The 14506-nt window shown below is 71.0% G+C and carries 10 protein-coding genes and 2 tRNA genes; 2 read left to right on the top strand and 10 right to left on the bottom strand.

All coding sequences use genetic code 11. The features are described from left to right. Positions 1–9: 9 nt before the first annotated feature. Together ABZS97_RS01605 and ABZS97_RS01600 are read right to left on the bottom strand one after the other, a co-directional pair. Positions 10–82: transfer RNA gene (locus tag ABZS97_RS01605), tRNA-Arg, on the bottom strand. Between the two features lie 215 nt (positions 83–297). Continuing rightward, positions 298–388 (bottom strand) — tRNA-Ser (locus ABZS97_RS01600). Between the two features lie 185 nt (positions 389–573). Here ABZS97_RS01600 and ABZS97_RS01595 point away from each other — a divergent pair. Both ABZS97_RS01595 and ABZS97_RS01590 read left to right on the top strand, forming a co-directional pair. Next, positions 574–1110 carry an SSI family serine proteinase inhibitor gene (locus ABZS97_RS01595; protein ID WP_356132239.1) on the top strand — a complete coding sequence of 179 codons (537 nt, stop codon included), beginning with the start codon at positions 574–576 and terminating at the stop codon, positions 1108–1110. A gap of 334 nt (positions 1111–1444) precedes the next feature. Beyond that, positions 1445–5800 (top strand): PAS domain-containing protein, encoded by a 4356-nt coding sequence (locus tag ABZS97_RS01590; protein WP_356132236.1) that lies wholly within the window; start codon positions 1445–1447, stop codon positions 5798–5800. A gap of 75 nt (positions 5801–5875) precedes the next feature. On the opposite strand, the gene ABZS97_RS01585 is transcribed toward ABZS97_RS01590, so the two are convergent. From ABZS97_RS01585 to ABZS97_RS01550, 8 genes are all read right to left on the bottom strand, one after another. Then, positions 5876–7552, bottom strand: a complete 1677-nt coding sequence (locus tag ABZS97_RS01585; protein ID WP_356132233.1) for a long-chain fatty acid--CoA ligase — start codon at positions 7550–7552, stop codon at positions 5876–5878. 163 nt (positions 7553–7715) lie between these two features. Further along, complete coding sequence (locus ABZS97_RS01580) at positions 7716–8288, bottom strand: SigE family RNA polymerase sigma factor (RefSeq protein WP_356132230.1); 573 nt, start codon at positions 8286–8288, stop codon at positions 7716–7718. A 202-nt stretch (positions 8289–8490) separates the two neighbouring features. Continuing rightward, complete coding sequence (locus ABZS97_RS01575; RefSeq protein ID WP_356132227.1) at positions 8491–9657, bottom strand: lipid-transfer protein; 1167 nt, start codon at positions 9655–9657, stop codon at positions 8491–8493. Beyond that, complete coding sequence (locus ABZS97_RS01570) at positions 9654–10115, bottom strand: MaoC/PaaZ C-terminal domain-containing protein (RefSeq protein WP_356132225.1); 462 nt, start codon at positions 10113–10115, stop codon at positions 9654–9656. Before ABZS97_RS01570 ends, ABZS97_RS01575 begins: the two co-directional genes overlap by 4 nt. Further along, complete coding sequence (locus ABZS97_RS01565; RefSeq protein WP_356132223.1) at positions 10112–11215, bottom strand: acyl-CoA dehydrogenase family protein; 1104 nt, start codon at positions 11213–11215, stop codon at positions 10112–10114. The genes ABZS97_RS01570 and ABZS97_RS01565 overlap by 4 nt, the downstream gene beginning before the upstream one ends. 1 nt (position 11216) lies before the next feature. Continuing rightward, positions 11217–12305: an OB-fold domain-containing protein gene (locus ABZS97_RS01560; protein ID WP_356132221.1), complete on the bottom strand. Its 1089-nt coding sequence runs from the start codon at positions 12303–12305 to the stop codon at positions 11217–11219. Further along, positions 12302–13540: an acyl-CoA dehydrogenase family protein gene (locus ABZS97_RS01555; RefSeq protein ID WP_356132218.1), complete on the bottom strand. Its 1239-nt coding sequence runs from the start codon at positions 13538–13540 to the stop codon at positions 12302–12304. The genes ABZS97_RS01560 and ABZS97_RS01555 overlap by 4 nt, the downstream gene beginning before the upstream one ends. Positions 13541–13789: 249 nt before the next feature. Continuing rightward, entirely contained in the window at positions 13790–14101 is a 312-nt protein-coding gene (locus tag ABZS97_RS01550; RefSeq protein ID WP_356132215.1) for a hypothetical protein, read from the bottom strand. Between the last annotated feature and the right edge of the window lie 405 nt (positions 14102–14506).

The following is a 14506-nucleotide window of genomic DNA, read 5'->3' as shown; positions in this document are numbered from 1 at the left end:
TGACCTGTGTGCACTCGGCAGGATTCGAACCTGCAACCTTCTGATCCGTAGTCAGATGCTCTATCCGTTAAGCTACGAGTGCTTGTTTTGTTTTTGTCTTGCTTGTCTCGGTCCCGGTTCTTTCGACCCGCTCGCGGCGACAGGAAGAACATTACATGACTGCCGCCGCCATGTGAAATCCGTTTGCCGCACCCCTTGTGAGCTGCGCAAACGAGCCCTGGGAGGGTCTTGGCGCGCGAGGGGTCCCGTACGCGCCGAAGCCCCGGTCCAGGAGGACCGGGGCTTCGGATCTTGGTGCGGAGGCGGAGGGATTTGAACCCTCGATGGGATTTGCGTCCCAAACCGCATTAGCAGTGCGGCGCCATAGACCGGACTAGGCGACGCCTCCAGCACAACCCCCCGCGCGAGCGCGAGTGGTGCGTGCAGATGATGACACAGCCGAGCGGCCTGTCACCAATCGCCTCCCACGGTACTAGGCGTGCGGGCCGCAGAGCAAAGCCCATTCCGTCGGGCGCGGGCGCGCAACCGCGAGAAGCGTGTGGCGTTAGCCAGGTCATGTTGCCTCGTCACGCGATGCCGCGCCCCGCCTTCTCCCGCTTCCCCCGTCTCCCCGGTCTCCTCCTCGCCGCCGGAGCCGCTACCGCCGCGTCCCTCGCCGCGCTGGCCGCCGTACCGGCCACCGCGTACGCCGAGCCGCTCCCGCTGAACCTGCCGTCCCTGATGCCTCCGCCTCCCCCGGGCGAGGACACCGGCGGTCTCGGTGAGCACGGGGCCCCCGGACGTGGCGCGGACCACCTGACCGTGACCGTGCACGACGCGGGCGCGGGCGCGGACGGCACGTACGAGGTGCTGTGCCATCCCGGCGCTGGCAGCCACCCCGACCCGGGAGCGGCCTGCAGCACGCTCGACCGGAGAACCACCTGGGGCAAGGACCCCTTCGCTCCCGTGGCGGAGGGGACGATGTGCACGATGCAGTACGGCGGACCGGCCACCGCACATGTGACGGGGACCTGGGCCGGCCGCCCGGTCGACGCCAGGTTCGACCGTGGCAACGGATGCGAGATCGGTCGGTGGAACGCTCTCGTGCCTCTGCTCCCCGACATTCGCTGACCTTCTTCCCCTCGATGAGGAGCCCGAGGGGAGTCGAGGAAAGCTGAGGAGAGTCCGCGTGGAGGCCGAGTGGAGTCCCAGGAGAACTCGAAGGGAGTCACCTCGGAGTCCCGTACGGAGTCACCTGGGGGTTTCTTCCGCGGGTTTCCTCAGGTGGGATGCGCGGGCACAGGTTCTTCGTGTCTTCTGCGTGTCATCTGCGTGCGACCTCCCTCTCATCCGGGACCGCCGACGCAACCTCTGCCCGTAGACTCCCTCGCGTGACACGCTGCGGGCCGGTTGGCAAGATGGCATCCGCGGTCGGCAAGGTGCGGTAACAGGGAGGAAGCGTCTCGTGAGCAGCAGGCCATCCCGAGGCGCTGCTCGCCTCGCAGCCATACTGGACGCGCTGCCCGATGCGTTGGTGCTGGTCAACGCCAATGGGACCGTCGTCAACGCGAACACCATCGCCCTGGAGGCCTTCGAGGCCCCGGGGACGGCTCTGGTGGGGCGCGGACTGCTCGATCTGCTGCCCGAGTTCGACTCGCGGCTCATCCCCGGCTCCATGCGGCGCCCCGAGACGATCGACCAGAGCGGGCGGACCAAGCCGACCCGGATGATCGCGCGGCGGACCGACGGCGTCGAGTTCCCCGTCGAGGTCACCAGCGCCAATCTGGAGAACGGCCAGCAGGCCTACGACAGCTACGGCCCCACCCCTGACGAGCTGCTCATGCTCGTCGTACGCGACCTGTCGGGCACCGTCGACACCGAGGCCGAACTCGCGCGCTCGCAGCGGCAGACCGAGATGATCCTGCGCGCGGCGGCCGAGGGCGTCGTGGGCACGGACACCGAGGGCCGGGTCGTCCTCGTCAATCCCGCCGCCGCGCAGATACTGGGCTACCGGGCCAGCGACCTCGGCGGCCAGGACCTCCACTCGCTCATCCTGCACTCGCGGTCCGACGGCGAACCCTTCTCGTACGAGGAGTCGCCGCTCGCCGACACCCTGCGCTCCGGGCGCAAGCACCGGGTGCGCGGGCAGGTGCTGTGGTCCAAGTCCGGAGCGACGGTGGCGGTCGACCTGACCACGGCGCCGGTGCGCGACGGGGACCAGCTCGTCGGCGCGGTCATGACGTTCACCGACCGGCGGCCGTACGACACCCTCGCCGAGGAGAAGGACGCCGAGGCCAAGCGGCACACGGAGGAACTCACCCGGGTCGCCGCCGAGCACGAGGAGCAGCTCAAGGAGCTCCGCGAGCGGCACGCGGCCGAGCTCGCCGAGCTGCGCGAGCAGCACGAGGAGGAACTCGCGGCGGGCGACGAGCGGTACGCGGCGCTCGGCGAACGCGAGAAGGACCGCTACGAAGCACTGACCGCCCGGCACGACCAGCTGCTCGCCGTGCTCGGCCAGTCCCTGCGCGGCCCGCTCGACCAGCTGCGCGGCGAACTGTCGAAGCTCGCCGCCGACGACGCCGGACAGCTGTGGCCAGAGGCCAACCAGGTGCTCCACCACCTCGCCGCCGGCTACTCCCGCATCACCACGCTCGTCGACAACGTCCTGGGCTACCAGCTCCTCGACTCCGGCGACGTCGACGTCGTGCGTACGGCGGTGATGCTCGACGCGGTCGTCGCTGCCGGTGTCGACGGAGCCGTGGAACTGATCGGGCCCGGGCGGGTCCAGTTCGCCGTGCATGCGCCGCCCATAGAGGCCGAGGTCGACCCCGCGCTGCTCGCGAGGGCGCTCGCGCACCTCATCGCCGATGTCGCCGGCGTCGACGCGACGGGCAACGCGCCCGTCTCGGCGGGCGGTTACATGGACAACACGGTCGTGGTCGCCGCCGCACAGCGCGGTGAGGTCGTACGGATCGAGGTGCGCGGGCCGTACACCGGGGGAGACCCGGTGCACGAGCCGATCGTGCGCGGGATCGTGCGGGCCCACGGCGGTGTGCTGCAGACGCACGAGGTGCCGGGGATGAGCGGCAGCGCGTTCGTGCTCGAAGTGCCGCTCGGCGGCGGCGCCGGGGCCATGACTCCGCCGCAGGCGCCCGTCGCGTTGTCCGAGCCGACCGGCGCGGGAGACGGCGCGGTGGCTACCGGTGCCGAGATCGCCGTTCCCGAGCAGGCCTCGCACCAGGGGGGCGGGCGGCGGCGTGCGCGGCGGTCCTCCGTGGACGCGTTCCTGGAGAGCGAAGTCGGCTCCGCCGCCCCTGCGCCCGGTGATGCGGCTGTCGAGACCGGTGCCGCCGCACCCACGGGGCGTCGTCGGCGGCGGGCTGCGAACGCGGCCGCGACCGGCGAGGTGTCGGTTCCGGCACAGGCGTCGGGGATCGAAGACGCCGAGGACACCGAGGACGGCGACGCCTCGGGCGGGGCCGGTCCTTCCGGTGGTTCCGGTCCTTCCGGTGGCTTCGGGGGGCCCGGCGGTGCCGGGGGTCCTGGTTCCGGTGGTCATGGGCGTCGGCGTGGGCAGCCCAACCCTGCCGAGATCGCTGCCACTGCCGCTGCCATTGCTGTCGTCGACGGTGTGAGCGAGGGCGCGGTCGTGACCGCGGCCGAGTCTGCCGCGGGGACCGCCGCCGTGGGTACGGGGCTGGGCGGGACAGTTCCTCCGCAGGGGGTGCCCGCTCCCTCCGGGCGACGCGCGCGCCGCGACACCGAGCAGCACGCCCTGCCGCCCGCGCTGCCCGCGGCGCCGGTTTCGAGCCCCGAGGCCCAGGGTGGGGCGGAGGTAGCCGTCGCAGGCGGCGGAACGGAGCCCACCGGGCGGCGTCGACGTGCGCTGGCCGCAGCGGCGGAGCGTGCCGCCACACAGGAGGCGGGCGCCCGCACGGTGTTCGCGCTCCCGCCTGCCGATGCGGACCGCTCACCCGAGTACGTCCAGGCGCAGGCGCAGGCGCAGGCCCAGAGCCAGCGGCAGGAGCAGGCCTCGGCTCAGGCTTCCGACCACGACCCGTCCGGTCACGGCCACGGTCACGGTCAGGTCCAGAGCTACGGCCAGGTAGACGACGGCCGTCACGACGCGATGCTCCACGACCCCGCCGACGACCACACTCCGCCCCAGCCGCACCCCGTTCCCACACCGACAGGACGCCGCCGCGCTCACCAGGCTCCGGTTCAGCCCGCTACGACAGGAACTCCGCCGCAGGGGATCCCGTCGCAAGGAATCCCTTCGCAGGGAATCCCGACAGCAGGCGCTCCGAGTACAGCCGTTCCGGGTGCAGCCGTTCCGGTGGCAGGCGTTCCCGCTCAGGGAACCCCGGCGGGCGGGACCGCCATGCCCTGGCCGCACCCGGTCGCCGAGGACACGTCCGGCACCGGCGTCGCCCCGCAGGCTGCGGCTCCCGTGCAGCCCACGGCACCCGTACCGCCCGCGGCACCTGCGCAGCCGGCCACCCCGGCCTCCGGCACTCCGCTCCCGCCCGAGAGCACCGCGCCTGCGCGGACCGCCCAACCGCTACCCGCCGAGGCCGCCGCCCCGGTCGACCCCAACTCGACCCAGGGGCGCGCGATCAGTGTGCGGACGCTCGGCCAGGGCGTACCGTTCGGCCGCCAGTCCGCGTCACCCCAACTCCCCTCCCCACAGCCGCAACCGCAGTCGCAAGCACCGGCGCCGGCGCAGGGCCAGGCTCCGAGACAGGCGCAGCCCCAGCCGCAGACTCCGGCGCAGCCGGTCTCCACGTCCGCGACCCCCACGCCTCCCCCGCACCAGACCAACGGCTCCGGTCGCCGCCGCAAGCTCGGCACGCCCCCCGAGCCCGCCGTCGAGCGCCCCGAGACGGCGGCCCGCCCGCATCCGCAGGCCGGGCAGCCTGCCGGCGCTTCCGCGGCCGCGCCCCAGCCGCTGCTGGCCGGACCCACCGACGGCGCCGGACGGTCGTACGCCATAGGAGCACCGGACGAGAACGCCGACGAGGGGCCCGAGCCGCTCGACGGGCCCGGCGGTGCCGTCGAGGTCGCCGACCGGCCGCTGCCGCAGCCGATGGACGACGAGCTGCCTCCGGAGCCGCTGGACAACCCGAGGCGGCTGCTCGTGTGGCCGGCTCCTGATGTCACCACCCAGCAGGCGCTGAGCGACCGCGGCTACCGGCCCGTCATCGTGCATTCGCGCGAGGAAGTCGACGCGCAGATCGCCGCGTTCCCGGCCGCGCTGTTCGTGGACCCGCTGACCGGTCCGATCACGCGTACGGCGCTCCAGTCGCTGCGCCAGGCCGCGGTCGCCGCCGAGGTACCCGTGCTCGTGACGGCAGGACTCGGTCAGGCGACGCGCGAGGCGGCGTACGGCGCCGATCCCGCCGTACTCCTGAAGGCCCTGGCTCCTCGGGACTCCGAGCAGCATCCGCCGCGCGTCCTGCTCATCGAGGAACACGCGGAGATCGCGCTCGCGCTCACCTCGACGCTGGAGCGGCGCGGCATGCAGGTCGCGCGGGCCGCTTCGGACGCGGACGCGGTCACCCTGGCCGCGCAGATGCGGCCGAACCTGGTGGTGATGGACCTGATGCAGGTACGCCGTCGCCGTGCCGGAATCGTCGACTGGCTGCGCGCGAACGGGCAGTTGAACCGCACCCCGCTCGTCGTCTACACCGCCGCCGTCGACCAGGCCGAACTCCCACGGCTCGCCTCGGGGGAGACCGTCCTCTTCCTCGCGGAACGCTCCACGAGCAACGAGGTGCAGGAGCGGATCGTGGACCTCCTGGCGAGGATCGGCACGAACTGACGCCGCTGACACGACGGTTGGGGCACTGTTTCACGTGAAACAGTGCCCCAACCGTCGTACGGGCCCAAAGGCCTCTCAGATCTGCGTGACGTCCAGCTCGCCCTCGGCATACCGCCTGCGCAGCACCTTCTTGTCGAACTTGCCGACGCTCGTCTTCGGCACCGCCTCGATGATCGTCCAGCGCTCGGGCAGCTGCCACTTGGCGATGCCGCCCTCGCTGGCGAGGAAGCCGCGCAGGGACTCGAAGTCGGCGGTGGAGCCTTCCCTCAACACAACGGTGGCGAGCGGGCGTTCGCCCCACTTGTCGTCGGGAACGGCCACGACGGCCGCCTCGGTGACGTCGGGGTGGGACATGAGGGCGTTCTCCAGGTCGACGGAGGAGATCCACTCACCGCCCGACTTGATGACGTCCTTGGCACGGTCGGTGAGGGTCAGGAAGCCGTAGGCGCTGATGGTGCCGACGTCGCCGGTCTTGAGCCAGCCGTCCTCGCTGAACTTGTCGGCGGGGCGCAGCGGTTCGGCGTCCGGGCCGTTGTAGTACGCGCCCGCGATCCAGGGGCCGCGCACCTCCAGCTCGCCCGCGGACTCGCCGTCCCAGGGGATCCGTTCGCCGCCGGGGCCGGAGAGACGGGCCTCGACACCGGCCGGGAAGCGGCCCTGTGTGAGGCGGAACGCCAACTCCTCGTCCGTACCGACCGCGTGGGCCGGCGGACGCGCCACCGTGCCGAGCGGGGAGGTCTCCGTCATGCCCCAGGCGTGACAGACGCGCATGCCCAGCTCGTCGAAGGCCTCCATGAGGGACGGCGGGCAGGCCGAGCCGCCGATGGTGACCTGCGTGAGGGAGGCGACGTCACGCGGCTTGGCGTGCAGTTCGGCTAGCAGGCCCTGCCAGATGGTGGGGACGGCGGCAGCGTGCGTCGGGCGCTCGCTCTCGATCATCTCGGCGAGCGGGGCGGGCTGCAGGAAGCGGTCCGGCATCAGGAGGTTGACGCCCGTCATGAACGTCGCGTGCGGCAGACCCCAGGCGTTGACGTGGAACTGGGGGACCACGACGAGCGAGGTGTCCTGGTCGGTCAGGCCCATCGACTGCGTCATGTTGACCTGCATGGAGTGCAGGTAGATGGAGCGGTGGGAGTAGACGACGCCCTTGGGGTCGCCGGTGGTGCCGGAGGTGTAACACATGGACGCGGCGGTGCGCTCGTCCAGCTCCGGCCAGTCGTACGTCGTCGGTTTGCCCGCGATCAACTCGTCGTACTCGTGCACCTGCGCGCTCGCCGCAGCGAGCGGCGACCGGTCGCCGGGGCCCGAGACGACGATGTGCTCGACCGTCGGCAGCTGGGGGAGGAGCGGCGCGAGCAACGGAATCAGCGAACCGTTGACGATGATCACGCGGTCGGCTGCGTGGTTCACGATGAAGACGAGCTGCTCTGCGGGCAGACGCAGGTTGAGCGTGTGCAGCACCGCACCCATGGAGGGGATCGCGAAGTACGCCTCGGCGTGCTCGGCGTTGTTCCACATCAGGGTTGCGGCGCGGTCGGCGTCACGGATGCCGAGGTCGTCGCGCAGGGCGTGGGCGAGCTGAGCCGCCCGGGTACCGATCTCGGCATACGAGCGCCGCTGCGGGGCGCCCTCACCGGTCCAGGTGATCACCTGCGAAGTGCCGTGGACGGTCGACCCGTGGGTCAGGATCCTCGAGACCAGCAGCGGTACGTCCTGCATCGTGCTCAGCACGGCGTCCTCCCGGGGCGACATTGCCTACGCGGTAGTAAGGGTTGCGCTGATTCTGCTCACATACCGCGCGGTATGTCACTAGTTCCGGGCGATCGATCACGTCACGTGTTGGCTTCGTAACGCCTCTACCAGCAGTAACACCGGCAACAGTCAGCGATCCCGGAGGCTGCGGGTGCCGCGGCTCCTAGCGGACCGGGCTCAGCTCGGGGTCCTCGCGCAGCTTGCCGAGCGCCCGCGACACCGCGGACTTGACCGTGCCGACGGAGACACCGAGCACCTCGGCCGTCTGCACCTCGCTCAGGTCCTCGTAGTACCGCAGCACCACCATCGCCCGCTGCCGCGCGGGCAGTTTCATGATCGCGCGCCACATCGCATCGTGCAGCGCCTGCTGCTCGGCGGGGTCGCCGGCGGGCAGTCCCTCGGGCTCCGGCAGCTCCTCGCACGCGAACTCGTCGACCTTGCGCTTGCGCCACTGCGAGGTCCGCGTGTTCAGCAGGGCCCGCCGGACATAGCCGTCGAGCGCCCGGTGGTCCTCGATCCGGTCCCAGGCAACATAGGTCTTGGTGAGCGCCGTCTGCAGCAGGTCCTCCGCGTCGCACGGGTTCGCGGTCAGCGACCTGGCGGTACGCAGCAGCACCGGCTGCCGTGCCTTCACGTACGACGCGAACGACGGGTACGCCGGGTGAGACGCCATCGCATGGGTCCCCGCCCTTCGTGTGGCGGCGTTCGAAGCGCTGGTGCAGACGGGTGTGGTCATGGCTCCACGCTAGAAGTGACCCCCGTTCCCGCGGATCGGCCGCAGGTCCCGAAGCGGTGTCCGCCTCAGGTTGTACGAGGGGGGCTGACCCCACCTCCTGAAGGTGGATGAGCAGCCCCGGCCCTCTGAGGGTTCACCCCTGAGAGACGACTTCCGCCGCAGTACCCCGGTCCCCTCTGCGGACGCCCCTGGCATGCACCACTCAGCCGTCCGCCGCCAGGACCAGCCCTGAGGTGGGGACCCCGGTCCCGGCGGTGACCAGGGTGCGCTGGGCTCCCGGTATCTGGTTCACGGACGTGCCGCGCAGTTGCCGTACCGCCTCCGCGATCCCGTTCATCCCGTGCAGATAGGCCTCCCCGAGCTGTCCGCCGTGGGTGTTGAGCGGCAGCCGCTCCTCGGCGACGAAGTCCGCGGCCTCCCCCGGCTTGCAGAACCCGAACTCCTCCAGCTGCATCAGCACGAACGGCGTGAAGTGGTCGTAGAGGATCGCCACGTCGATGTCCGCCGGGGTCAGCCCTGCTGTCCGCCACAGTTGGCGGGCCACCACACCCATCTCCGGGAGCCCGGTCAGGTCGTCGCGGTAGTAGCTCGTCATCTGCTCCTGGGCGCGGCCCGCACCCTGCGCGGCCGCGGCGATCACCGCGGGCGGACGCGGCAGTTCTCGGGCCCGCTCCACGGACGTCACGACCAGCGCCTGCCCGCCGTCGGTCTCCTGGCAGCAGTCCAGCAGCCGCAACGGCTCGACGATCCACCGCGAGGCGGCGTGCTCGGCGAGCGTGATCGGTCTGCCGTGGAAGTACGCCGCCGGGTTCGTCGCCGCGTACTTCCGGTCCACCACGGCGACGTGCCCGAACGCCTCGGGCGTCAGACCGTATGTGTGCAGATACCGCTGGGCCGCCATCGCCACCCAGGACGCGGGTGTCAGCAGCCCGAACGGCAGCGACCAGCCGAGCGCCGCGCCCTCGGCAGACGGCTCGCGCCGCTGCACCCCGGAGCCGAACCTGCGTCCCGATCGCTCGTTGAACGCCCGATAGCAGACCACCACCTCGGCCACCCCGGTCGCCACCGCGAGCGCCGCCTGCTGCACGGTCGCGCAGGCCGCCCCGCCGCCGTAGTGGACCCGCGAGAAGAAGGACAGCTCCCCGATTCCGGCCGCCTGGGCGACGGTGATCTCCGGACTGGTGTCCATCGTGAACGTCACCATGCCGTCCACATCGGCCGGCGTCAGCCCGGCGTCGTCCAGCGCGGCGCGCACCGCCTCCACGGCGAGCCGCAGCTCACTGCGCCCCGAGTCCTTGGAGAACTCGGTGGCCCCGATCCCGACGATCGCCGCACGCCCGCCGAGGCTGTCCCGCGTCCGTACGCTCACAGCCCGCCTCCCGAAGCGCCGGAGGTCGCACCCGCGCCCGGGTCGGAGGCGCGCACCGCGCCCGCACCCGGATCGGCCTCAGGGACAGTGACCGTCACCGTGCCCGTGACATGTCTGCCGATGCCGTTCGCTCCGACCACCCTGACCGTCGCCGTGTCGCCCTCGACCTCCTCGACCGTGCCCTTCAACACCATCGTGTCTCCCGGATAGTTGGGCGCCCCGAGCCGGATGGCCACCTTCCGCAGTACGACGGCCGACCCGAAGTGATCGGTGATGTACCGCCCGACCAGGCCGTTCGTGGTCAGGATGTTCATGAAGATGTCCGGTGCTCCCTTCTGCCGTGCCAGCTCCGCGTCGTGGTGCACGTCCTGGTAGTCGCGGGACGCGATCGCCCCGGCGACGATCAGCGTGCGTGTGATCTCGATCTCCAGCGGCGGCAGCTCCTCACCGGCCCTCATGCCTCTCCCTCCCCATGCGCGATCAACTCCCCCAGTTCCTGGAGCACTTCGCTCCCACATCCCAGATACGCGTCCAGTTGCCGTCCCCACAGGAAGTGCCGGTGCACGGGGTGCTCCAGGTCGGCCCCCGTCCCACCGTGCAAATGCTGGCCCGCGTGCACGACGCGCTGCCCCGCCTCGGACGCCCACCAGGCCGCGGTGAGCGCGTGCGTGGCGTACGGCAGCCCCTCGTCCCGCCTCCAGGCCGCCTCGTACGCCGTCACCCGTATCGCCTCGGTGTCCATGTACGCGTCGGCCGCCCGGAGTTGAACGCCCTGCTTGGCCGCCAGAGGACGCCCGAACTGCTCGCGCGTGTTGGTGTGCTCCACCGCTCTCGCCAGCGATCCCGCGCACACCCCGGCCTGCAGCCCCGCGAAGGCGGTCCGGGCGGTGGCCAGCACGTCGTCGTAGACCGCGGACGGCCCGCTGCCACGGAGGCTCGCCCGGCCGGCCCGCTCGGCGGATGCCCCGTCGAGCCGCTCGGTTGACGCCCCGCCAAGCGGCTCGGCCGAGGTCCCGTCGAGCGTCAGCCGCCCCGCCGACCAGGGCGCCGTCGTCTCGACCGGTTCGCACGCCGCGTCGGCGGCTCTGACCAGCCACAACCTCTTCCGCTCATCGGCCACGAGGACGTGCGTGGCGTCCCGCAACCAGGGCACCACCGCGGCCGTACCACTCAACTCGCTCTCCCCGTGCGCCCGTACGCCCCCGTGGTCGGGCAACGCCCCGCTCACCACGACCGTCCCGTCCCCGATCCCAGGCAGCAGCCGCTCCCGCTGCTCCGGCGAACCATGGGCCGACACGGCCAGCAACCCGTACACACAACTCACCGCGAACGGCACTTGCGCCGTGGTGCGCCCCTGTTCCTCCAGGAGGAGCACCAGTCCGAGGAGTCCCGTCTCCTCCACGGCCGTCACGAGCCCGGCCGCACAGAGCGCCTTCCACAGCTCGGCGTCGCTCCCGGTTCCTGCGGCGGCGAGCCGTTCGTGCGTGGAGAGGTCGCCGAAGATCCGCGCGGCCAGCTCACTGGCGGCCGCCTGCTCCTCCGTGGGCGTGAAGTCCATGTCAGCCTCCGTCCCCCTCCACGGCGTGGAAGACCGGAAGCTCCAACTCCTCGTCGTACCGACGGAATTCGAGCCGCACCGACATCCCGATCCGCACCTTGTCGTACGGCACGCCCACCACGTTGCTCACGATCCGCACACCCTCGGCCAGCTCGACCAGGACGACGGCGTAGGGGCCGCCCGCCGAGTCAGCGGCATGGTCAGGCGCGGTGAAGTCCGACGCGGTGAAGGCGGGGAAGGGCGGATGGTGCATGACGACGTACGAGTACACCGTGCCGTCCCCGCTCGCCTCGACCGTGTCCCACTCCAGGCAGCCACATGCCTGGCACCCCGGCAGCCAGGGAAACCGCAGCGTGCCGCAGCCTTCGCACCGCTGGATCAGCAACTGGTGCCGCCCCACGCCCTCCCAGAACCCGGCGTTGTCCCGGTTGACCACCGGCCGGGGCCGACGGCTCTTGAGGTCCTTCCGATCTTCGGTTGCTCTCCGGCCTTCGGCTTCTCTCCGATCCTCGGCTTCTCTCCGATCTTCGGTTCCTCTTCGGCCCTCGGTTTCTCTCCGGCCTTGGGGTACTTCCCGGCCTTGCGGTACTTCCCGGCCTCGGGGTTCTCGCCGAGCCGGCTCGTACTTGAGGATCCGGAAGCGGTGGGTGCCCGCGAGCACGCCGTCGGCCCGGACGTCCATGCGCGTCGTGACGAAGTGCCCCGTCCCCAGTTTCGTCCTCTTGCGCTCGGAGACCGACTCGATGACCGCGTCGAAGGTGATCTCGTCGCCGGGCCGCAGCGGTCGCAGATACTCCTGCTCGCAGTCGGTGGCGACCACCGAGGTGTACCCGGCGGCGTCGAGGAGGCCGAGCAACTCCTCGTAGGCGTCCGTGCGGCTCCCGTGCCCCGCGAGCCCGCCCATCGTCCACGCCTGGAGCATGGTGGGCGGCGCTATGGCTTCCGGCCCCTCGTACGCCGGATTGGTGTCGCCCATCGCCTCGCACCAGTGCCGGATCATCGGCTCGTTGACCGGGTCCTTGCCCACGCCCCCGACGGCGGCGGCCCGCCCTTCGAACGCCTTCAGCCGTACGACGAACCCGTCGTTCACCGCCGCCCCCTCGTCATCCCGAGCCGCATCGTCGCCACGATCTCCCGCTGCACCTCGCTCACCCCGCCCCCGAACGTGTTGATCTGCGCCGCCCTGTTCATCCGCTCCAGCTCGCCGTCCCCCAACACCCCCGGTGAACCGGAGCGGATCAATCCCGTCTCTCCGACAATTTCCCGACACATGCGATACGTCGCGACAGCCGATTCCGTTCCCGCGAATTTCACGCCGCTCGCGTCGCCGGGAGCCAGTCGCCCGGCGCCCACGTCTCCCACCAAACGCCAGCTGAGCAGGCGTGATGCCGCCAGCCGGGCATGCACCTCGGCCAGTCGGAACCGCACCCAAGGCTCATCGATCCGACGTCGGCCATTCACCGGATCGGGTGATCGCGACGCCTCCAGGGCTGACGCGTAGAACTCCTCGGCCTGCATGCCGATCGCGGCGAGAGCGACCCGTTCGTGGTTGAGCTGGTTGGTGATGAGCCCCCAGCCGCCGTTCTCCTCGCCGACGAGGTTCGAGGCCGGGACGCGGATCCCGTCGTAGTACGTCGCCGTCGTCGTCAGCCCGCCGACCGTCTCGATCGGTGTCCACGAGAAGCCGGGTGCGTCGGTGGGTACGAGGAGGATCGAGATGCCCCGGTGTTTGGGCGCGTCGGGGGCGGTGCGGCAGGCGAGCCAGATCCAGTCGGCGTTCTGGGCGTTGGAGGTGAAGATCTTCTGCCCGTCGATCAGCCAGTCCGCGCCGACCCGGGCGCCTTCGACTTGGCCGCCCTCGCCCCGGCCGCCCGTCACCCGGCCGCCGCCCTCCGCCCCTTCTCCGTCCCGCACGGCGCGTGTGCGCAGGGAGGCGAGGTCGGTGCCGGCCGAGGGCTCCGAGTACCCGATCGCGAAGACGAGGTCGCCGCTCAGGATGCGCGGCAGAAAGAAGTCCTTCTGTTCCTCGCTCCCGTACTTCATGAGCGTCGGCCCCACGGTGTTCAGCGTGACCATGGACACCGGCGCCCCGGCCCGGTACGCCTCGTCGAAGAAGACGAACTGCTCGTCCGTGCCACGCCCTTGACCGCCATACGCAACGGGCCAGCCGAGTCCGAGCAGCCCGTCGGCGCCGATCCGGCGCAGCAACGCGCGGCGGCGCCCGGAATCGTCGGCGGGCGGAGGCCCGTCGGGCATCAACTCCCGGAAGTACGTGCGAAGCTCGGCGCGCAGCCGCTGCTGGCGTTCGGTGGGGGCGAGGTACACGGCGGCGGCCCTCCCGGACCTCGTACCGACAAGGGTTCCTGACTGTCCGAGGTTTCTGACTGTCCGTCAGATCCCGTTGCCTGTCAAGGTCGGCGAACGGCCGCGCAGCTCACGCCCGTGACATACGAAAACGCCTGCGCGACGGCACCGAAGTACCGCCGCGCAGGCGCGTCACACCCCCCGGAGAACCTCCCGAAGTACCCCCCGCACGGGAGCGTCAGCGCCGATGGGAGCGCATCGGCCCATGGCTCACCAGAGGTTGGTGAAGTTCACGGCGATGTTCTCGTTCGCCTGGTTGATGGCCGTGAACGCGGAGCCGTTCACCTGAGCCGTGTTGCTCTGGTTCGAGGCTCCCGAGCCGACCGCCTGCTGCTGCGTGGTGGACGAGTTGCCGTTGTTGTCGTGCCCGACCCCGCTGCCGCTGATGGTGGCCACGCCCGCATTCGATCCGTCGTCCGCGAAGGCGCCGTTGTCTGCCGCCGCGACGCCCGTGAAGAGGGCGGCCGCGAGGGGCAGGGCCGCGACGGCGGCGAGGACGCGGGCGGTACGGATGCTTGCCATGTGAATTCCTCCAGAACCGGATGTACGCCCCGGCGATGCACCGGGAGGTACGGAAGTACGGCTTGTTCCAAGGCAGTTGGCCGACTGCCTCGGTACTGATCACAACGTCGCGAGACCAGAATTGCCCACCGAATCCCCGGCGAACCACCCCGGAAGCACCCATTCCCCCTGAAGCGTGAGGACATATCGATAAACCCTCTTCGCGGCGACAAATCCGCAGCTCAGGCGTGAGCGGGTGACTTCAGCCAAGCGCCGCACGGGCTGAAGCGTTTCGGCACATTTTCGGCCAATCCCACCTCGGGGCGGCCAGAGGCAACCAGGGGGCATGCCAGGACAGAGCGGGCTCGCCTTCGATCCGGGGCGGCACTTGGCACGGAGGCGGTGCTCGCCCTCCCCCTCGAACTC

This window comes from Streptomyces sp. NPDC005485 (assembly GCF_040606085.1).
GTDB lineage: Bacteria > Actinomycetota > Actinomycetes > Streptomycetales > Streptomycetaceae > Streptomyces.
This window is presented reverse-complemented; position numbering and strand designations above follow the sequence as displayed.